At 50.8% G+C, this 19,671-nt stretch carries 15 protein-coding genes and 1 tRNA gene; 8 read left to right on the top strand and 8 right to left on the bottom strand.

Annotated elements, in window-relative coordinates; genetic code table 11:
- Window positions 1–176: 176 nt before the first annotated feature.
- Both MR847_RS03870 and MR847_RS03865 read left to right on the top strand, forming a co-directional pair.
- Window positions 177–2,363 carry a carbohydrate-binding domain-containing protein gene (locus tag MR847_RS03870; RefSeq protein WP_287722991.1) on the top strand — a complete coding sequence of 729 codons (2,187 nt, stop codon included), beginning with the start codon at window positions 177–179 and terminating at the stop codon, window positions 2,361–2,363.
- A 206-nt stretch (window positions 2,364–2,569) separates the two neighbouring features.
- Window positions 2,570–4,090, top strand: coding sequence for a carbohydrate-binding domain-containing protein (locus tag MR847_RS03865; RefSeq protein ID WP_287722990.1), 1,521 nt, complete (start codon window positions 2,570–2,572; stop codon window positions 4,088–4,090).
- A gap of 60 nt (window positions 4,091–4,150) precedes the next feature.
- Here the strand turns inward: MR847_RS03865 and MR847_RS03860 are convergent, their stop codons facing one another.
- From MR847_RS03860 to MR847_RS03850, 3 genes are read right to left on the bottom strand one after another with little or no spacing between them, the layout of a single operon-like run.
- Window positions 4,151–4,546 carry a hypothetical protein gene (locus MR847_RS03860; protein ID WP_277003181.1) on the bottom strand — a complete coding sequence of 132 codons (396 nt, stop codon included), beginning with the start codon at window positions 4,544–4,546 and terminating at the stop codon, window positions 4,151–4,153.
- A gap of 10 nt (window positions 4,547–4,556) precedes the next feature.
- Window positions 4,557–5,567: a tRNA (adenosine(37)-N6)-threonylcarbamoyltransferase complex transferase subunit TsaD gene (tsaD, locus tag MR847_RS03855; RefSeq protein ID WP_100425865.1), complete on the bottom strand. Its 1,011-nt coding sequence runs from the start codon at window positions 5,565–5,567 to the stop codon at window positions 4,557–4,559.
- The gene (locus tag MR847_RS03850; protein WP_287722989.1) at window positions 5,564–6,586 is read right to left on the bottom strand and encodes a CdaR family protein; all 1,023 of its coding nucleotides are present in this window, start codon (window positions 6,584–6,586) and stop codon (window positions 5,564–5,566) included. The genes tsaD and MR847_RS03850 overlap by 4 nt, the downstream gene beginning before the upstream one ends.
- A 40-nt stretch (window positions 6,587–6,626) precedes the next feature.
- On the opposite strand from MR847_RS03850, the gene MR847_RS03845 reads away from it, so the two are divergent.
- The 4 genes from MR847_RS03845 to recJ are packed head-to-tail and all read left to right on the top strand — an operon-like array spanning window position 6,627 to window position 11,574.
- Window positions 6,627–7,511, top strand: a complete 885-nt coding sequence (locus MR847_RS03845) for a cell division protein FtsX (RefSeq protein ID WP_100425867.1) — start codon at window positions 6,627–6,629, stop codon at window positions 7,509–7,511.
- A 12-nt stretch (window positions 7,512–7,523) separates the two neighbouring features.
- Window positions 7,524–8,756, top strand: coding sequence for a murein hydrolase activator EnvC family protein (locus tag MR847_RS03840; RefSeq protein ID WP_287722988.1), 1,233 nt, complete (start codon window positions 7,524–7,526; stop codon window positions 8,754–8,756).
- The gene (locus MR847_RS03835) at window positions 8,753–9,871 is read left to right on the top strand and encodes a DNA polymerase III subunit delta' (RefSeq protein WP_287722987.1); all 1,119 of its coding nucleotides are present in this window, start codon (window positions 8,753–8,755) and stop codon (window positions 9,869–9,871) included. The genes MR847_RS03840 and MR847_RS03835 overlap by 4 nt, the downstream gene beginning before the upstream one ends.
- Entirely contained in the window at window positions 9,868–11,574 is a 1,707-nt protein-coding gene (recJ, locus tag MR847_RS03830; protein WP_287722986.1) for a single-stranded-DNA-specific exonuclease RecJ, read from the top strand. Before MR847_RS03835 ends, recJ begins: the two co-directional genes overlap by 4 nt.
- Window positions 11,575–11,642: 68 nt before the next feature.
- Here the strand turns inward: recJ and MR847_RS03825 are convergent, their stop codons facing one another.
- The 3 genes from MR847_RS03825 to hemG form a co-directional block, all read right to left on the bottom strand.
- Window positions 11,643–12,095 (bottom strand): hypothetical protein, encoded by a 453-nt coding sequence (locus MR847_RS03825; protein WP_100425870.1) that lies wholly within the window; start codon window positions 12,093–12,095, stop codon window positions 11,643–11,645.
- A 17-nt stretch (window positions 12,096–12,112) separates the two neighbouring features.
- Window positions 12,113–12,196, bottom strand: a tRNA-Leu gene (locus MR847_RS03820).
- Between the two features lie 54 nt (window positions 12,197–12,250).
- Complete coding sequence (gene hemG / locus MR847_RS03815) at window positions 12,251–13,588, bottom strand: protoporphyrinogen oxidase (RefSeq protein ID WP_287722985.1); 1,338 nt, start codon at window positions 13,586–13,588, stop codon at window positions 12,251–12,253.
- Between the two features lie 112 nt (window positions 13,589–13,700).
- Here hemG and MR847_RS03810 point away from each other — a divergent pair, with 112 nt between their 5' ends.
- Window positions 13,701–16,574 (top strand): rhamnogalacturonan lyase family protein, encoded by a 2,874-nt coding sequence (locus tag MR847_RS03810; protein ID WP_287722984.1) that lies wholly within the window; start codon window positions 13,701–13,703, stop codon window positions 16,572–16,574.
- A 75-nt stretch (window positions 16,575–16,649) separates the two neighbouring features.
- Here the strand turns inward: MR847_RS03810 and MR847_RS03805 are convergent, their stop codons facing one another.
- Together MR847_RS03805 and MR847_RS03800 are read right to left on the bottom strand one after the other, a co-directional pair.
- Entirely contained in the window at window positions 16,650–17,267 is a 618-nt protein-coding gene (locus MR847_RS03805) for a CvpA family protein (protein ID WP_287722983.1), read from the bottom strand.
- A 12-nt stretch (window positions 17,268–17,279) separates the two neighbouring features.
- Complete coding sequence (locus MR847_RS03800) at window positions 17,280–18,347, bottom strand: serine/threonine protein kinase (protein WP_287722982.1); 1,068 nt, start codon at window positions 18,345–18,347, stop codon at window positions 17,280–17,282.
- A 170-nt stretch (window positions 18,348–18,517) separates the two neighbouring features.
- Between MR847_RS03800 and MR847_RS03795 the strand changes: the two genes are divergently transcribed.
- On the top strand, window positions 18,518–19,669 hold the full coding sequence (locus MR847_RS03795; RefSeq protein WP_287722981.1) for a hypothetical protein: 1,152 nt from the start codon (window positions 18,518–18,520) through the stop codon (window positions 19,667–19,669).
- Window positions 19,670–19,671 lie beyond the last annotated feature (2 nt).

Here is a 19,671-nt window from a genome sequence, read left to right as displayed (position 1 = left end):
TCGGGGTTGGATGTCCCGACTTAAAAGCCACTCCATTTGGCCCCCAAAAAAATCGTGGAGAATCTTCCCGGTTTGATTTCGTCGGGAATTTTCTCCCCGCAAAGCAAGAATTGAAAATTCGCTTTTACATGGTTTTTGAAAAAGGGGTGTCTACTTTTAGGAAAAAGGAATAGCCTATGAAATACTTTTCTAAGAAATTATCTCTCGCTGCGTCTACCGCATTTGGCTGTGTAGCCCTTTTTGGTTGTAGCAGTTCGGATTCGAATAACGCAGCTTCTACAACGGGTATGACTTCGGTAGAATCCGCTGTCGACGTCTGTGGCGACTATACCGCTTATGAAGACGGCCTCGGCAATACGTACTGCATAGATAAGACGACGGGTGCCGTGATCTATTCTGTACTTGTAGATGGTTCGATCGTTTATACAACGTTGGAGGAATCTTCAGCGGCTTCATCTGACGCTTCTTCGACGGATGGCGGCACAAGTTCTGCATCGACGGCTTCGAATGCCGTTTGCGGTGAAACGACGAATCCGACTTCGATCGTGGGCGATCTCTACTTCTACAGCGATGCTTCTGGTTCTTACTATTACAACATTACCGATGCGAGCTGCACCAAGGTCTATTTGACGGTCGCTTCTTCTTCGAGCGCTGCTGAAGTGACTTCGAGTGAAACGCTGGCCACTTCTTCGGCAACTGCAACTTCGAGCACAACAGGGGTGACAACTTCTTCGTCTTCGATCGCTTCAACGGGTTCGACCCCGGTGGTGACCTTCTCCACTTCGGGCGTAAGTGTTGAAAATAACAACAACTGCGTGGAAATCGATGGCTCTGTGGTGAAGATTCTTTGCGCGGGCATCTATTACTTCTCTGGAACTTCGAATGACGGCCAGATTATGGTGACGGCTTCAACAGAAGATAAGGTGTATCTCTACTTAAACGGCCTTACTCTTACGAGTAGCGATGCCCCGATTTATTCTCAGTCTTCGGACAAGACGTTCATTGTGGCGGTGAGCGGAACGATCAACACCTTGCAAGACGGCAACTCTCGCACGAATGTCTATAGCTACACGAAGGACGGGGAAACGAAAACAGATACGACCGGCGCTGTGATCTACGCCAAGGATGACTTGACCATCAAAGGTTCCGGTACGTTGAACGTGACGGGTAACTATAACAACGGTATTCATACAACGAAGGATTTGAAGATCAAATATGACGACGAATTCGGCGGTGCTCCGACGATTACTGTGACAACCAAGAATCACGCTCTCAAGGGCAAAAACTCGGTCGCAATCGACGGTGGTACTTTGACTCTGACGACTTCGGAAGGTGACGGCATCAAGTCCGATGAAGACGATGCAACGGAACTTGCGGAAGGCAAGGGCTACATCGAAATCACGGGCGGTAAGATTACAGTGAATTCTGGGGACAAAGGCATCAAGGCTTCGAACTACATCCTGATTGATGACAGCGTCAGTGTTCCGACTTTGACGGTGGTTGCCTCGGGAGACTCGGCAAAGGCTTTGAAGGCAGATAGCTCGATCTATATCTACGCAGGTACTTTGAATCTGACTTCGAAGAAGGATGACGGTATTCATGCGAATGCGAACGTCTACCTCGAAGGCGGTACGGTGACGGTTAGCGCTCTCGATGACGGCGTTCATGCGGACAACAATCTTTACTTGAACGGCGCGACTGTCAATGTGACAACTTCCACGGAAGCTTTCGAAGGCGTGTACATTTATGCGAATGCGGGTATTACGGCTGTTTACGGCACGGATGACGGTTGGAATGCTGCAGGTGGTTCAAAGAATGAAGGCGCAAGCGCTTCGACTGGCAACAGTTGGGGCGGTAATATGGGTGGTGGCGCAATCTCTACGAGCGTGGGTTACATCGTGATCACCGGCGGTTACCACTATATCAGTGTTTCGGGCAATGATGTGGACGTCTTGGATGCAAACGGTACGGCTACACAGACCGGTGGAGTGTTGATTCTTGAAATACTGTCTCGCTCTGGAAGTTCTAGCGGCAATTTGGGCGGTAGCGGCTGGGGCGGTGGCACGGGTTCGGGTTCCTGCTCGACAAATCAGGCTGGTGGACTCATCGATACGGATAACGGCTACACCATTACGGGTGGCGTGCTGCTCGGATTCGGTAGCCAGACAGAAGAATATCCGTCTTGCACGGCAACGTCCTATACGAATTCGAACTACTACGGTTCTAGCAGCGCAGCTTTTAAGCCGCAGGGATCTGGCAGCATGATCATCTACGGTGGAAGTGTGACTTCTGTCTCCGTGGTGGACGTCTCTTCGATGACCGCAGTAAACTTCCCGAATGGCCTGACTTACTACTACAAGTAGTTTTGCTTCATACCCATAACCACAAAAAGATCCTTTGTATGAGGGTCTTTTTGTTTTCATCGGAGAAGGAAATCGTCCGAAAATTTTCTCGGAATGAAATGCTTTTGTGGGGTAAAGTTACACCCATCTGCGTAAAAAATACGACATACTCTTGTTTTGGGGAAATATTTTCCCACTTTGCGGATATATTAAGAGAGCGAGGTTTTATGAATCAAAAAAAATCATCTCTCAAATGGATTTGCGCCGCATCGGCTTTTGCCTTCCTCGCGGCTTGTTCCTCTTCTGACTCGGGTTCAAATGCGAATTCGGAAGAGTCTTCCAGCAGTACAGAATCCTCTGTAGATGTGTCCTCTGCGGATAATTCGGCGGAATCTTCTTCTGCAGACGGTGCGACATCAAGCGCAGCGCTCACTTCTTCGACCTCTTCGGCTTCAGATTCCGATGCATTCACTGCGACGGATACAGATACGCTCAGCACGAGCACCTGGCTCGCCTGGGATACTCCGACTTCTCCGACGGCGGCTTCTTATTCTGCACCGGATTCCGCTGTGATTGTGACACTTGCAGAAAGCGGCTTTACGGTAACGAATGCGGGAACGAAATCCGTTTCGGTGGTAGATAATAAGCTGGTCGTTGGAAGCGCTGGTCTTTATGTGTTCAGCGGCACGATGAGCGATGGCCAGATCTTGGTGACCGTCGATGAAAATTCCACAGTGGAATTTGTTTTCAACGGAGTGATGCTCGGCAATTCCGAAAATGCTCCGGTCTTCCTTGTCAGCGGAGACAAGTTGAAGATTGAACTGGCCGAAGGTTCGACGAATATCCTGTCTGATGCTCGTAACTATCGTTACATGGCGGTCGGCACTTATACGGAAGCCGATTCGGTTCCGAAGGCTTGTCTCTACGGTCGTGAAGACTTGACCCTCAAGGGAAACGGTACTTTGTATGTGACCGGTAATTACAACAACGGTATTCATACGAAGGCGGACTTGATTATTAACGACAGCCCGACGATCTATGTGAATACGGTAAACAACGCAATCAAGGGTAATCGCTCTGTCCGCATCAACGAAGGCGGTTCCTACTACTTGCGCACCGGTGATGGTTCGGGCATTTCTTCGGACAAGGAAACGGATCCGACAAAGGGTCTCGTCTGCATCAAGGCGGGAACCTATACGATGGACGTGGGAAATAACGGTATCAAGGCGTTCTACATGGACTCGATTGCTGGCGGCTCTTACACGATCCACTCCGCAGATGATGCTGTTCAGGGTTCTACAGTGATGATTTTTGACGGCACTTTTCATGTGGAATCGGGCGACGAAGGCTTTAATGCCAAGTCTGCGATGTACCTGCGTGGCGGTTCTGCAACGGTCACCAAGAGCTCAAAACCGTTTATTTCGACTTCTGAGATGGTTGTCTCTGGCGGTAGCTGGTTCGGCCTCGGTGGCGGTTACATGAAAACGATGATTCCGTCAGAAGCGACTGCATATACGGTGGCAGCCCAGCTTCCGGCGGACATCACAAGCGGAGCAACGGTGACAATCGAAAACGCTTCCGGTACGACGGTTTACTCCGCAACGGCTGGCAAGAATATTTCCTCGATTTACGCTTCTTCCGCAGACTTTGCCGCAGGAACGTATACCGTCTATGCGGATGGTGCAGCGGTCTGCTCCTTCACCTTCACAGCGGATTCTTACGTCGCATCGACCTGCACGGTTGACTAAAAATTGAATTCACAAGGATGGCTTCGGCTTCGCCTTGCAATGACAGCGGATGACTACGGGTTATTCGTTTTCTTCGTCTTCCTTTTCCTTGAGAATTTCGGATGGGAAGATGCGGAAGTATTCGCGTTTTTTATCTTCAAAGAGCTGCAACATACGTTCCTGCTCGAACTGTTCGCGGTCGATGTTCTGCATAAAGTATTCGTTATTGCGGAACTCGTGCTTTGTCAAAAGCTCTTTGACTTCTTCGGAAAGGTCCACGTTATCCCAAAGAACGTACATGGAGCCAATAGCGCCTTCGCCAAAGATGCTCACGTCAAATCGGATGGAGTTCGACTGAGTGGAATCCACGTTGGAAATTTGAGAAGCTTTCTTCGGCTGAAAGATCACCGGATCGTCCGCCGCCAAAGCAACGGAACCGGTTAGAGCCATAGTCAAAAGAACACTTCTCCATCCCATAGGCGAATCCTTATATGGCGAGCGGAAGCCACGGCTTGACTTCCGTCGAAGTTTCAGGGAGCATTCCTGCTCGGGCACGGCGAATCGCGGCTGCGGCGATCATCGCGCCGTTATCGGTGCTGTTGTAAAGAGTCGGGAAGGCGAGGCGAATGCCGTGGCTTTCACAGTATTTGCCAAGGCGTTCACGGAGAAGTCCGTTTGCAGAAACGCCTCCGCCCACGATCAAAGTCTTGAAACCGGTCTTTTTCAAAGCCCAGATTGTCTTTGCCACGAGGCTGTCGATAATCGCATCTTCGAGGGAAGCGGCGATGTCGCCCAAGTTCTCCTGGATAAATTCTGGCGAATTCGATTCCACGTAACGGCGGACAGCGGTCTTGAGTCCGCTGAAGGAAAATTCTCCGTTGTCCTCGTTCTTGAGGGCGCGGGGAAAGTTGTGGAACTTGCGGTTTTTGCCCTTGGCGAGCTTACTGATGGTGGAACCTGCCGGGTATTGAAGACCGATGAGTATGCCGCTCTTGTCAAAGGCTTCGCCTGCGGCGTCGTCGCGGGTTCTTCCGAGAAGCGTGTACTTAAAGCCCGGTTCTTCCACGACGAGTTCTGTGTGACCACCAGAAACGGTGAGCGTCAAATAAGGAGGCTCCAAATCCTGTTCCGTTAGCCATGCCGCAGAAAGGTGGCCTTCCAAATGGTTAATGCCGTAAGCTGGAATGTTCAGATCGCGGGCGAGTCCGCGGGCAAAGCTTGCCCCGACAAGCAGCGGCCCCATCAGGCCCGGACCACGGGTAAAGGCAATCGCGTCGATATCCTTCAAAGAAATTTTGGCTTCGTCGATCGCTTTTTGGCAAATCGTCGTAATCTTTTCCAAGTGGGCGCGGGCTGCGACTTCAGGAACGACTCCACCGTATTTTGCATGTTCTTGAATCTGGCTGTAAAGCGGATTCGATAAAATTTCAAGCGGATCGTCACGCAGAATTGCGCAGGCGGTTTCGTCGCAGCTGGATTCAATTCCGAGCCAAATCATTTTGCATTCTCCGTCAGCACCGTTTTTTGCGAATCAGCCGGTGCACTTGGGCTTGCCTTTGTCGAATCGTTTGCCGGATCGGCTTCTGGAACGACAGGGACCTTCTTTTTGAGATAGAATTTTTCCGGGCGAACCTGGAAGCTCTTCACGTCGCTGCTGATGCGGACGGTTGGGTCGAGACTGTCGGCATCTTCGATTGCGAAGCGGTTGAATTCGATGAAGAGCAGAATGTCTTTCTTTTTGATATCGGAAAGAACGCCTTGTCCGCCGGAAACTTCGACGGTGGCGATCGACGGTTCAAGTAAATATTGGCTGCGGTCGTAAAGACCGATCAGCTGTACCGGAACGCCTGTAAAGGATTTGCGGACCAAAGGTTGTACGGAAACCGGAACCTTGGCAAAGCTGTCGCTTGGGAAAACATAGGGCGGAAGCTTGGAGAAGTCAAGAGGAACATTAAAGGTCTCATCTGCTTCAAGATTCTGCTTTTTGATTTCTTCCGTCTGGATTTCAAAGATTCGGGTCAATGCTTCACGGGCGCCAGAAATGCTGATCGTGTCTGGATCCGGTGTTGGAACGCCGATGATCGTGTAGCCGTCCTTCGCGTCGAAGGCGCCTTTTAGGTGGACCGGAATCGTCCTCGAAATGCGGGTATCGATTTCGACTTCCAAGGCGGCGATCTGGTTTGCGCTCTGGTAATGGATGTTTGGAAAGTCCGGAGCGATAAAGTTGTCTTCGGAAAGGATAATCCGTTCAAGGCCGAGTTCTGCATCGTGCAAGTCGACGAGAATTTTTGCGGCAGATTCGCTAGATCTTTTGAGACGGATCAGGTCGATCGCTGTTCCCTTGACGGTAATCGTGATTTTTTGAGCCGGGCGGGAGGCAATGGCGAGGGTTTCAGGTAAACGGGTGAAAACCAGCGGAACCTGGATGTCGATTTCCGTGACTCTCGCGGAGACGACATAAAACCACAGGGCAATGCCGAAAATACAAGCGATGATTTTAAGACCGATGTGTTTCATCTCATTTCAAAAATAGATATAAAAAGTTATATTCGTCTGCGTGTTCAGTCAGATCCGTTATCTAATTTCCGAATCGTTTCGTGGCTGGAAAGAACATCATACGGTTGTCTTTCCGTCCTTGGTTACGATTTTCCTTTGCGCCGTGCTTTTGGGGCTCTCGGGCGCGTTTTTGCTGGGAGCCTATCGCCTTTCAAGCGTAGAGGAGCGTCTTTACCGCGTCGAGGCTTTTTTGAAGAATCCGGTTTCGATGGATTCCGTTCAAAAATTGCAAAATGAGTTGCTCCAGATCAAACAATTGGACTCGGTTATTTACAAGAGCCCGGATTCGGCGATGCAGGATTTTAAGAAGCGCTTTTCGGGCGAGATGCTCGCCCTTGTAAACGGCAATCCTCTCCCGGCTTCTTTTGTGATGAATTTAGCCCCGCGTTACCGCCAACCGTCGCTTTTGCACGAAGTGGTTTTGCTTGTGAAAAAGAATCCCGCATTTGATGCCGTGGAATCGCCGACTTCTTTTGTGGACAGGATTACGGAATGGAAGTTTTCGATGATCTTTTGGCCCATTGCGACGACCGTGCTGATTTTTGTGACGCTCTTTTTGATCATTGGCAATGCGGTGCGTCTATCTCTCTTTTCGAGAAAGCTCTTGGTGGAAAACATCCAGTATGCGGGAGGTTCTGCGTTCTTCATCGAATTCCCGTTTTTGATGGAAGGCATTATGCAGGGCGTTTTTGCAAGCGGCATTGCCGCCTTGCTGCTCGGCTTTGCGGAGCGCTCCTTGATACAAGAAATCCCGGTTTTGGAATATTACCTTTCGGGGTATAGCGTACTGCTCGTTTTGGTAGTCGTTGCGGTAACTCTCGTTTCTGTCTATTCGAGCTATCGCAGCGTGCGCAGATTCTTGAAACGGGATGTTTCTGAAAATTAGGCGAAGATCTGGATGTTGATGCGTCGCCTGTTTGTTCTGTTCGTTTTGCTTTCGCTTGTTGCGGCTCCGTCGTTTGCAACAAGAAAATCTACCAGTTCGCAACTGGCCAAGCAACGTGCGGAATTAAAAAAGCTCGAATCGAACCTCGCCAAACAGCGTCAAAAGGTCAAACTTCTCGAATCCGAAGAAAAGGGTGTGCTCAACACGATTGCGATTCTCGACGAAAACTTAAACCGCACCAAGGAATATGTCCAACTGCTCGCCAAAAACGAGTCTACCGTTAAAACGTCCCTCTCGGAAATCAACCGCACCCTGGATTCTCTCGACCGTGAAATCGCTCTTCGCAACGAAGCGATGCGCTTGCGCATCCGCGAACTTTACATCCACGGCGACATGGGAACTGTAGAAGAAATTCTCGCCGCCCTTCGAGGCGAAACTTCTCCAGACGGCCAAATCTATTATGTGAACCGTCTGCTTTCGGAAGACAGGGAAAAGGTGGAAAAGCTCTCCTGGCTGTTGCGGGAACGCTCCTTGAAAAAGCGCGAAGCTTCGAACCGCCTTTCGGAGCTGCATACCCTGCAGAGCAAAAAGGCGGCGGAAGAGGCAGGTTTGAAAACACAGATTCAGACGCAGGGAAGCGTCCTTGCGACTGTGCAAAAAAGCAAGAATTTGCAACGCCGGGCCATTCAGGAAATCGAACGCAACCAGAAGACCATACTCTCGCTCATTCGACAGCTCGAAAAGAAGCGAGCTAGCGAAATTGCCCAGGCAAAAAAAGCGAAACAGAAAAAGAAAAAACTCGACAAGTCTTCGAAACCGCTCGTCAAGCTTCCGAAGGAACCGGTGAAACCGATCGGTCCCAAGTGCATGCCTCTGGACGGTTCTGTGATTAGCGAATACGGAATGCATGAGCATCCGGTGCTGCATATCATGACGCGCAATTTGGGCGTTGAAATCCGTGGCAAGAAGGGGGCTAAGATCAAATCGGCAGCCGCTGGAACGGTGGCGATGGTGACGGAAATCGATGGCCGAGGACCTTCTGTTATCGTGGAACATGAAGGCGGTGTTTACTCTGTATATGGTCACATGAGCGCCATTCGTGTGAAAGAAGGCGACAAAGTCAAAAATTGCCAAGATCTTGGAACGGTCGGCGATATCGGTTCGCTAAATGGAATTAAATTGTACTTCCAAGTGAGCGAGGGCACCGAAACGGTGGATCCTTTGCGATGGTTGAGAACAAAATGACGAAGTATTGCTTGCAAGGTCCGGAATCCCAAAAAGGCGCTCGACAGCTCCTTGTGAATGCGCTTGTGGAAAATCGATTCCCGCAGGCAGTCCTTATCGAAGGCGAACGCGGAATCGGTAAAAAGGCGCTCGCGATTGAACTCGCCAAAACGCTTTGCTGCACCGAAGAGAATGCTCCCTGCGGGCATTGCTTCGGCTGTAAGCTTGCCATGGATCCGGGAAACGTTCAAAGCTGGGTCTTGCCGTTAGAAACCTCCGAAGCGAATGCGAAGTCTGCAAGCTCTGTCAGCGAAAATTCCAAAGCGAAGACCGTGGAAGATTTTAAAGCAGGCTACGTCTCCGAAATTTTTAAGAATCCTTATTCGACGACCATTGTTTCGAACATCGCCCAGATCTCGGTCGATCAGATCCGCAATATGACGTCGCAGTTTTCCCGTGCAAGCGATGGCGTGCGCGTGGTGATCATTGCCGAAGCGGACCGCATGAACGATGCCGCGGCGAATGCGCTTTTGAAAACGCTTGAAGAAGTCCCGACGAATACGTACTTCATTCTCACGTCTTCGCTTGCAGGACGCCTGTTGCAGACGATTCGCAGTCGTTGCCTGAGCCTGCGTCTTCCTCCGCTTTCGACTACGGAAGTGAAAGAAATAGTGAAGAATACGACCGGGGAAACAATTTCTCCAGATGCGCTTGGCATGGCTCTGGGTTCTCCGGGCATGGCGATGTATTATAATGAGAATATTGCCGAAAATGAAACGATCGCGTTTGACTTTTTGAAGGATAGCGTCGAAGGCAATTATTCCGATCTGTTTTTTGAACTGGATAAGACTTTTCCACGGGGTGCGGAAGGCGTTGATGCCGCCGTGATGATGCTTGACGTTTTGAATTTTATGCTGAGCGATGCGCTTCGCCTGTATGCGGGTGAACCGGTCCGTTTAGCGGATCGCCGGGAAAGTTTGGAACAGCTGAATCTGGGCCGCTTGGGTACTGACGCTTTAGAAAAGGCGATCCTCGACGTCAATGAGACGTCAGCTAAAATCGCCGGACGAAAAAATTCTGTGACGGTCGCTTTGCAGACGCTCGCCATCGGTTTGTTCGAAGGGTATAAACGATGAATGCGGAATTGCTAGCCACATCCATTGCGCACCAGTTGGACGTTCCGCATTTGCTCGCTCGAATTCTTGTGGCACGTGGCTGCATGTCGGTTGCGCAGGCTTACGAACGTTTGCACAGTTCTCCTTCCCATGTGTTGAATCCGCTGTCGGAAGAATTCCCGATGCACGGAATGAAGGAAGCTTTGGAATGGATCGACCAGGCTAAAAAGTCCGGGGAAAAGCTTTGCATTTTTGGCGACTATGACATGGACGGTCTTACGGGCACGGCGCTTTTAAAGCGTGGACTTTCCGAAATCGGAATCGATGCTTCTTGGCATTTGCCGTGCCGCTTTGGCACAGGTTCGGGCTACGGACTTTCCAAGGATATCGTGGACCAGATGCTTTCGGAAGGCGTCAAGTACCTTTTGACTGTCGATACGGGCATCACTGCGAATGCAGAAATTGAATATGCCAAGTCTCAAGGCATGCTTGTGATGGTCATCGACCACCACGAACCTTCGGGCGACGGACTTCCTCCGAGCGATGTGCTATTGGACCCGTGCCAGGAAGAATGCCGCTATCCGAATAAGTCGCTTTGCGGTGCGGGAGTTTCGTACAAATTCATCGATGCCTTGCTAAAAAAAGAAGGCAAGGGCTCTGCGGAAAAATATCTAGACTTGGTCGCCTTGGGAACGCTTGCGGACCTCGTCGAAATGACGCCTGAAAATCGCTATTTGACACGCCGCGGTCTTTCGATGCTTTTGAACAGCCAGTGGCCGGGCGTCAGGGAACTTTGCCGTCGTCAGTTGGAAAGTTCTCCCTGTGTCGGCGGTCAGGATGTGCTTTTCCGCATCGCTCCGATCATGAACGCTCCGGGCCGAATGGATAAACCGGATGCGGCGCTTGAACTTCTTTTGTGCGATAAGGTTTCGGACGCTTCGGCAATCCTTTCCCGTCTTTCGAAGTACAACGATCTGCGTAAAAAAACGGAAGCGGAAATTTCGATGGCAGCCATCGCTTGGGTCAAGGAACGTTATGGGGAAGAGATTCCTCGAGTCTTGGTCGTCGATGGAAAGTCCTGGCATCCGGGTGTCATCGGAATTGTTTCGGCTAAGGTTGCCCAAACCTTTAATCGACCTGCCGCCGTTCTCACGGTGGAAAATGGAATCGCCCAGGCTTCGGCTCGTGCGGTTCCGGGATTCAACTGGCATAAGGCTCTCTTTGAAGTGCGCGATCTTTTCTTGCGCTGGGGTGGACACGCCAACGCGGCGGGTTTCAGCTTAAAGGAAGACGACATTCCGGAACTGCGGGAACGTTTGCAAAAGCTCGCCGACGATCAGAATTACCAGGCAGATGGTGAAGCAAAGGAAGAAGAATCGGAACGCATTCCTGCGGCGCTGAATGAAATCACCCCGAATTTTATGGCGGCTGTGCAAGAACTGGAACCGTTCGGCGGAAAGAATCCTTACCCGATTCTCTTTGCCGAAAATGTGCAGGTGGAAAAGCTTCGCGAACTCCGCGGCGGCCATCTGCAGCTAAAGCTGTCCCAGAGTGGAAGTCCGGTGTTCCCGGCGATCGCCTTTGGAATGGCCGATGCGAAAAAGCTGATCGATCGCGAGCGCAAAAAAGTCTCGGTTGCCTTCGAACCGATCTGGAACGTTTACAACGGCAGCAAGAGCATTCAGCTTTTAATCAAGGCCATTTGCGAAAATCCAGCGCACTGATATTTGAAAAGTTTGACAAAGAAAAAGGTTCCTCCGAGAGGAACCTTTTCATATTCAAACGGCAAGCCTTAGTCTTCGGACTTCGGAGCTGGAGAACGGAGAATCTTGACGAGCTTGTCCTTGCACTTGTCGATCAAAACGAAGGATTCGAACATGCGGGCCTGACGCCACTTCTTTTCGAACTTTTCTTCCCAGTTGATTGCAACTTCCTGCGGGTTTTCCCTGCCCTTCTGTTCTTCGTTGCGGTACCAGACTTCCTTGTTGATCTCCTGGATCAGGTCGGCCATGTCGGCTGCCGGCTGCAGAGAGCCTCGGACGAGCAGATACGCACGAAGATTGTCGAGGAGGACTTCATCGCTCGGCGTAGCGCTGTCTTCTTTGGAGATTGCCCAGACACGGTTTTTATGACGTTCCGCAAAACCGAGCAGACGCTGTTCGATCTTGTCCAGTTCGCCTTTTGCGTACTTGGCTTCAACCGCTTCACGCGGGTAGTAGATAGAGTCTGGATAGTATTCAATCATAGGCTTTTTTCTTTTAATGCCCGGGGCGGGACTTGAACCCGCACGACCTGAACGGCCAAGGGATTTTAAGTCCCCAGTGTCTACCATTCCACCACCTGGGCAGGAGTGAACAATCCAAATATAAATAAAACTTGAAAGAATACGGCTAAACAAGCTTAAACACGGCCCGCAAGTTCGCGTCCTTGCGCGATTCGCTTTGCCATGCCGATGCCATCGATCCCGTTCCCGCCCATCAAAATGCCCGGATACGCCTTTTCGATGCCCTTGTAAGCTTCTTCGCGAACAGGGGTCTTCAAGTCGTATTGCGGAATCGCTTCTTCATGGTGGGTGACTTCAAAGAGGTCCGGCTTCATGTTTGGAATCTTCATGATGTCTGCGACTTCCTTGCAAACCATTTCCTTGAACTTGTCTTCGGGGAGGTCGATAAAGTCCGGGTGACGGAGTCCGCCGACAAAGACAGAGAGAAGGGCGCCACCCTTGGGTGCGCGATTCTTGAAAAGTGTCGACATGTAGAGGATGCCGAGAATGTTGCGTTTTTCCTTGGACGGCATGAGTGCGCCGAAACCGTTCAGCGGCACGCCTTCCCACTTGTTGAAGCCGATGGCGACTTCCGAAACCTTGGCGTAGAGCACCTGGTTCGCGCCGGGGAATTTTTCCTGTGCAAAGGGAAGCGCTTCAAAGATGTGGCTTGCGCCTGCGGTATAGATTACGTTGTCGAAGGGGCCAACGGAATTTTCGCCGGCGACGATTTTAAACTTTCCATTTTCCTGAACGACGACGGGAGAAAGTCCGAGTACGAAGTTTTCTTTTCCGATGGCTTTTTCCAAATGTTCGGCGAGGACCGAAAGACCGCCTTGAGTGGAGAAGACCTTTTTGGTCGCCTTCTTGTTGCGTTCTGGCTTCGGTTCTTTCATTTTGGCGATAGTGCCACGGATAAAGCTGCCGTGATTGTGTTCTAGATTGTAAAGTTTCGGCAGGGCGTATTTGGGTATCATCACGTCCGGATTGCCTGCATAGACACCCGAAACAAACGGGTCTACGGCATAGTCGAGAATCGACTGTCCCAGGCGTCGGCGGACCATTTCCGAAAGGCTTTCATTCGGATCGGTTCCGCGCTTGCGGAACGGTTCAAACGGCATTCCGAACTTGTCCTTCCAAGAGAAGAGCGGAGTCGTGAGACCGCTGATAAGTCCCGATGGCAGTGCGCAAAGCTTGCCTTTTTTCAGAATAAAGCGATTCCCGGCAATGCTTGAAGCCTGTTCGAGAAGGTCCTGAATTCCCAAGTCTTCGTAAAGTTCGACGACCTCCGGGAGGCTGACGGAACCTGTGCTCGGACCGGTTTCGTAAGTAAAGCCGTTCTTTTGGAGGGTGTGCATGACACCGCCGACACGGCTCATTTTTTCAAAGACTTTAACGGAATTTCCGGCTTTTTTCGCGTAAAAAGCAGCAGAGAGGCCGGTGATGCCGGCGCCGATAATCGCAATGTTTTTCATAGCGTCTCAATAATACAAAAATGGAGGGCTGTTGTCCTCGGACAACGGAATGTTTTTCCAATGCTCCGTTTGGCGGGCGCCTGTTTTAGTTTAAAACGAAAAAGGAGATAGGATGAAAGGGTTTGGTGTTGCGGTTGTTTCTGCGTTTTTGCTCGTGGGTGGAGCAAATGCGTCTCGTCAAATGGAAAATTTGGATCGAGGACTGGTTGCGGTAAAGGTAAGCGGGGGAGTTTACTTAAGCTGGCGCTTGTTTGGCACGGACTTGTCTTCGACCGTAGCGTTCAACCTTTATCGGGATGGAAAATTGGTGAACGCGAGCCCGATTACCGGGGCGACGAATTACACGGATGCGGCGGGAACGTCGAGTTCAAAGTATGAAGTTCGACCCGTGATCGCTGGCGTGGAAAAGAGCGCAGACAAAACCGTTTCCGTCTGGTCTTCTCAAAAGCTTGTCATCAACTTGGACCGTCCGGCAGGCGGTTCGAATTCAAGTGGTAGTTACACCTATTCTCCAAATGATATCGCTGTCGGCGATTTGGACGGTGACGGTGAATATGAATTGGTTCTCAAATGGGACCCGAGCAATTCCCAGGATAATTCCAAGGCGGGCTATACGGGAAATGTCTTTATCGACGCGTACAAGTTGAACGGCAAAAAACTCTGGCGAATTGACTTGGGCGTGAACATTCGCGCCGGTGCGCATTACACGCAAATGCTCGTCGGCGACTATGACTCCGACGGGTATGCGGAAGTCGCCTTGAAAACGGCGCCTGGAACTAAAGATGGTCTTGGAAAATATATCAGCAAGGGCGCTGCCGCAGGCGAAACCGGACACAAGACCGATTACCGCAATTCCAAAGGATATGTTTTAAGCGGAAATGAATACCTGACGATTTTCAACGGACAGACCGGTGCCGAAATGGCGACTGTCGCCTACAATCCGAGCCGTGGAAAGGTGAGCGACTGGGGAGACTCTTACGGCAATCGTGTGGACCGTTTCCTCGCGACGAACGCTTATCTCGATGGCGTAAAACCGAGCATGGTCTTTCAGCGCGGCTATTATACGCGCATGGCTTTGTCCGCTTACGACTGGGACGGAACGAATCTGACTCAACGCTGGTATTACAATGCCGCCAGTAAGGGCCAAGAATGCTACGGTCAGGGAAACCACAACCTTTCGGCTGGCGACGTGGACGGCGATGGCTTTGATGAAATCATCGAAGGCAACTGCGCCATCGATCACAATGGAAAGTTTATGTACCGCGTCGGCTACGGTCACGGGGATGCCATTCATTTCGGTGATCTCGTTCCGGATCGCCCGGGGCTTGAAGTTTGGGAAGTCCATGAAGAAAAGCCTTATGGCTACAACCTGCATGACGCTAAAACGGGTAAAGTCATTTTCTACGAAACCAGTTCAAGTGACAACGGCCGTGGTCTTTCTGCAGATGTGGATAATACGAGCCGCGGACATGAATTCTGGTCCGCGGCGAACTGGAACACCTACAATTCAAACGGAACGGCGATTGCTTCTTCCCGACCGGCTTACAACTTCCGCATCTACTGGGACGGAGATACTTATGACGAACTTCTCGACAATACCACGATCAGCAAGTGGAACAGCTCTACGAAAAAGAGCTCGAATCTGATTACGTTCGAAGGTAATTCTTGCAATTCTACCAAGGCGACTCCGAATATTTCCGCAGACATCCTGGGCGACTGGCGTGAAGAAGTGATTCTGCACAACGGTTCGAATCAGCTTTACCTTTACACGACGACGATTCCGACGGAAAAGCGCATGTACACGCTGATGCACGACCCGATTTACCGTTTGGGAATTTCTTGGCAGAATACCGCTTACAACCAGCCTCCGCATTTGGGCTTCTGGCTAGCAAACGACAAGGATTCAATTCCAGTACCGGACATTGAACTCGTCGGCAGCGTCACGGTCCCGACTTTGATCAAGCAGGGCGCAGGATCTTCGAATCAGCAGGTTCTTTGGACAGAGGCGATAGAAGCTTTCTCTTATGCATACAAGGGTTGCTCTGGAGCCAAGGTGGAAGGTTTGCCGGAAGGCATTACCGCAAAGATTGCGGACGGAACCGTGGCGATTTCCGGCACTTCGACGGAAACAGGAACATTCCCATTTACCGTGACAACTTACGGTGGGGAAGGTGATGCGGCTGTCAAAACGGGCTCCATTACCGTGATTCCCAAGGCGATGACTTCGACGACGGGTGAAATTCTCTCTTGGGTGAATGCCGCTTATCCGACGGATGGCTATGGAAGTTATGAAGAATCGAATGCGGGATGGATCGACAGCGGCTATTACAACTTCGTCAATGACCTTACGGGATTTGGGGAATGGAAGCTCCTTTCGGAGAAAACCGCTGGCAATGCGAATTTGACGATCCGTTTTGCAAATGGCGGTTCGGCAGATCGCATGATGAATCTCGTCTTTAACGATTCGACGATTGGCGCGGTTTCGTTCCCGGCCACAGGAAACTGGACCACCTACGATTCTGTTGTGATTCCGGTGGTTTTGCAAAAGGGTCTGAATACGATTGCGTTGTATTCGATGATGTCGGATGGCGGTCCGAACGTCGATGAATTTGAATTTGATGCAGAAGGGGTACGCCAGTGGACGATCGAAGATACCTCCTGGGTGAATCAGAACCTCAAAGGCGAGGAAGAATCTGAAGAGGAAAAGAAAGAGGATTCGGAAGGCGAAGCTTTGATGATTCAGGGGATGAGTTCTGCGCAGGCTGCCGCTCTCAGCGTCTCTCGAAACGGCATCTCTTACCGCATCCCGGTCGCTCGTGCCTCGCTCGCTGTCTTTGACGCAAACGGAAATTTGGTGCTCAAACAGATCGTTGGCCGTCAGGGCGTTATCGTTCAGGAATGGGACGCTCTTCCGGCTGGAAACTACATAATCGGAATTCGTGCGAACGGAAAGTTCTTAACGCAAATTTCGACGACGAAGAAATAAGCATCACACATCCATCAGCCGCACCCAAAAACGTGTCCGGTTTTCTCGGGTGCGTTTTTTTGTTTTTCTGCCTGTTTAATTTTGAATTTTGGAAGCGGCCTTATCCGCCGCTTTTTTAGCGGTTTCCTTGGCGGATTCCGCGGCTTGATTCACCGCTTCTTCTGCCGCTTCTTCGACTTTGCTTTCGAGCGTTTTGCGAATCGTATTTTGCGTATCGATGATTTTCTGTTCAGCACCCGACTGACGAAGCACATAAGAGTAAACGCCATAAGCAAAGGAAGTGTCCCTTTGCGTTTTCAAAGTTCCGGACAGCGGTAAAAGATACAGCGTCGAAAGGAGAATGGCGCAGGGAATGACTCCCTTGATGAATCCTAAAAAACCTCCGCCTAGCGCATTCACCAAGGAAAAATGCCGCTTCATGAACTTGTTCACAAAGTGTCCTAGAATGCGGAGCAAAATAAATGGCAAAAGGAATCCGAGGACGCGCGTCAAAATGATGAGCGTTGTTTCCGAAAAGCTAAAGTTTTCGGAGAGGAAGGGGCCTAACAATTCCGGTGCATAAATCACGCCGATTGCACCGCCGATCCAAGCGATCAAATGGACAATCGTCTTGGCGAGGCCGCAAAAAATGCCAATGCCGACGAGGATCAAAAGAATCGATCCGCAGAAGATATCTATCCAGTTTGCTTCCATTTTGAACGGGCTTTAGCTGCAGATGAGGGCGGTGATAAAGGTCGCAAGAAGGGCGCCTGCGGCAGCCCCTGCAATCAGCCCGAACTTGAACATCTGCATTTTAGAGTTTTTGGGCAGTTCCGGCAAAGGCTCGTTGCGCATAGTCGCTTTGAGCCATTCGCGGCAAGGAATGTCGAGCTGTCGCGGGTAACCGTCCATGATGCTTGCCAAGGCGTCCGCCGCTTCCTTCGTCGAATGGAAACGGTCCTGAGGCTTCTTTTCCAAACATTTTAAGATCCAACGGCGAAGATTGTACGGGACTTCCGGTGGAAAGTTCTTGATTTTCAAATGCAGATTCAGAATGTACTGGGACGTCAGTTCCATGGACTCGCCGCGGAACGGATTTTTACCCATCACCATTTCGCAGGCGATAATTCCGAGGCTAAAAATGTCCGAAGCATAGGTAACCGTAAAGCCTTTGACCTGTTCCGGACTCATATAGGCTGCGGTTCCGAGAACGCTTCCCGGAAGGGTCATGTCCTGGCCCGGATTTGCATCGCGGGCAATGCCGAAGTCGAGCAGGCGCACGCGACCGTTCTTTTCGACCATCATGTTCGACGGTTTCAAATCGCGGTGAATAATCTGGTTTGCGTGTACGCAGATGAGCGTCTGCAAAATTTCGTGAATCAGATAGAGCGTGACCCAAATCGGCGGACGGCTGTTTACGTCCAAAATCTGGCGGAAAGTCGCTCCGTCCACGTATTCCATCGCGAGGGCGAGCTTGCCTGTGCGTTCTTGCCAAAGGGCAAAGGGATGCACAATGTTTGGGTGGTGCAAGGCGGCGAGAATCACGCATTCCCGCTTAAAACGGGCGATCAGGTCTTCGTAGCCGCGTAAACTCGGGAGCATCTGCTTGACGACCACGCGACGGCATAGCGAAGGATCTTCGCAAAGCCAAATATCGCCCATGGCACCCTGCCCAATTTTTTTGACTGCGGTGTAACCGCCGATTTTTGTCGGCGCTCTACGCTTGCGGGGCGTTTTTGTCCCATCTTTTGTTCCATCTTGTGAGAGAGTGATGTCGTCGATGATAGATGCCATAGTCGGTTCGAAATATAGAAAATCACCTTTGCTAATCTTTGTCATTTTGGGTGTTTCACCCATTCTGTGCAGTGCTTTTTTGTAAAACAATTTTTCAATTTTAAATATAGGGAACTCTTTATATACATTTGGGGCGGAAGTGTGTGGTAAGTTAAAAGGAGATCCGCGGAATGCGCAGATACGGATGGTTTTTCATAGCCCTTTGCTTGTCCATTTTATGGGGATGCTCAACTTCTTCTACAGTTGCAGAAGAGTCTTCGCCCGACGTTCAGCTCGATTCTTCGGCAAGCATGGAAACCTCATCCGCATCGGTTGAATCCTCTTCTTCTGTTTACGTCTATGTTCCGGGATTTAACCCATGCCGTTTTAACTTCGGTGCGGGCTGGCAATCCTCGCATGAGGATTCCGCTTTTTACGCCGGGCTCGATTACATCTCGGTATGGCTCGGCGATAACGATTTCTTCAACAGCTTTGAAAGCCGCATGTTGGATGTAGCGGTGCAGGTCCAGGCGACACCGATGATTTACGCCTACGTGATTGCGGAATTCGGTAAAGATCACGGACTCGAAGATTGCGATATCGTCGGCGAAGACGGTAATTTTGTCACTCCGAACCTTTGCACGGATGGCGCAAACATTATCCGAACCTACTTCCAGGATTCCATCCTTTACCGCTATCGGCAATATGCGCAGGGGTTCCGCGAATATTTGGAATTCCATTACCCGGTGGGGACGGGAAACGCATCCATTCACGCGATCGATCCGGATACGCTCAAGTTTATTTGGCTGATCGAACCGGACTTTTACCAGTACTCGGAATCCGGCTCGAATCAAAAGGCGCTTTACGACAATACGGCTCAAAACGGCGGCGGCATTCCGGATGCAACGATGGCCGCCCTGTTCAACATGATTGTCGATACGATCCAGGCTTACCTCCCGGCATCCCAAATCGCAATCGACATTTCGCCTTGGGCAGATGACCAGGCGGCTTGGTACGCAAACTTTGACCTGAGCCGTGTGACTTATGCCAGTACATCTGGCGGTAGAACAGCCGCCACTTTGGAAAAAATCCGTGCCGGAAACAAGGTCACTTGGTCCGAAATCGCGACGCTTCTCGGCAAGCCGATTCTCGCGGATGCAGGCTATGACGCCGGCGGTGCCGGAACCGGTTACAGCGCCATTTGGGGCGTCCCCGAAAATCTGAATGCTCGAATTGCAAATGGGGTCATCGGCGTCACGCAGATGGATGCGGATGACTTCTATGCTGCACGTGTGGACTCGATCCGTCCGTATCTGAATTCGACGATCTGGTGTAACGAATAAAA

Source organism: Hallerella sp. (assembly GCF_022776125.1).
Classification (GTDB): domain Bacteria; phylum Fibrobacterota; class Fibrobacteria; order Fibrobacterales; family Fibrobacteraceae; genus Hallerella; species Hallerella succinigenes.
This window is presented reverse-complemented; position numbering and strand designations above follow the sequence as displayed.

What these genes read in the sequence shown, in the direction of transcription:
- MR847_RS03850 (WP_287722989.1), bottom strand. Translation starts at nt 6,586, where the DNA reads ATGAAACACATCGGTCTTAAAATCATCGCTTGTATTTTCGGCATTGCC.
- MR847_RS03795 (WP_287722981.1), top strand. Translation starts at nt 18,518, where the DNA reads ATGCGCAGATACGGATGGTTTTTCATAGCCCTTTGCTTGTCCATTTTA.
- MR847_RS03805 (WP_287722983.1), bottom strand. Translation starts at nt 17,267, where the DNA reads ATGGAAGCAAACTGGATAGATATCTTCTGCGGATCGATTCTTTTGATC.
- MR847_RS03865 (WP_287722990.1), top strand. Translation starts at nt 2,570, where the DNA reads ATGAATCAAAAAAAATCATCTCTCAAATGGATTTGCGCCGCATCGGCT.
- MR847_RS03810 (WP_287722984.1), top strand. Translation starts at nt 13,701, where the DNA reads ATGAAAGGGTTTGGTGTTGCGGTTGTTTCTGCGTTTTTGCTCGTGGGT.
- hemG (WP_287722985.1), bottom strand. Translation starts at nt 13,588, where the DNA reads ATGAAAAACATTGCGATTATCGGCGCCGGCATCACCGGCCTCTCTGCT.
- MR847_RS03840 (WP_287722988.1), top strand. Translation starts at nt 7,524, where the DNA reads ATGTTGATGCGTCGCCTGTTTGTTCTGTTCGTTTTGCTTTCGCTTGTT.
- recJ (WP_287722986.1), top strand. Translation starts at nt 9,868, where the DNA reads ATGAATGCGGAATTGCTAGCCACATCCATTGCGCACCAGTTGGACGTT.
- MR847_RS03825 (WP_100425870.1), bottom strand. Translation starts at nt 12,095, where the DNA reads ATGATTGAATACTATCCAGACTCTATCTACTACCCGCGTGAAGCGGTT.
- MR847_RS03835 (WP_287722987.1), top strand. Translation starts at nt 8,753, where the DNA reads ATGACGAAGTATTGCTTGCAAGGTCCGGAATCCCAAAAAGGCGCTCGA.
- MR847_RS03800 (WP_287722982.1), bottom strand. Translation starts at nt 18,347, where the DNA reads ATGGCATCTATCATCGACGACATCACTCTCTCACAAGATGGAACAAAA.
- tsaD (WP_100425865.1), bottom strand. Translation starts at nt 5,567, where the DNA reads ATGATTTGGCTCGGAATTGAATCCAGCTGCGACGAAACCGCCTGCGCA.
- MR847_RS03870 (WP_287722991.1), top strand. Translation starts at nt 177, where the DNA reads ATGAAATACTTTTCTAAGAAATTATCTCTCGCTGCGTCTACCGCATTT.
- MR847_RS03860 (WP_277003181.1), bottom strand. Translation starts at nt 4,546, where the DNA reads ATGGGATGGAGAAGTGTTCTTTTGACTATGGCTCTAACCGGTTCCGTT.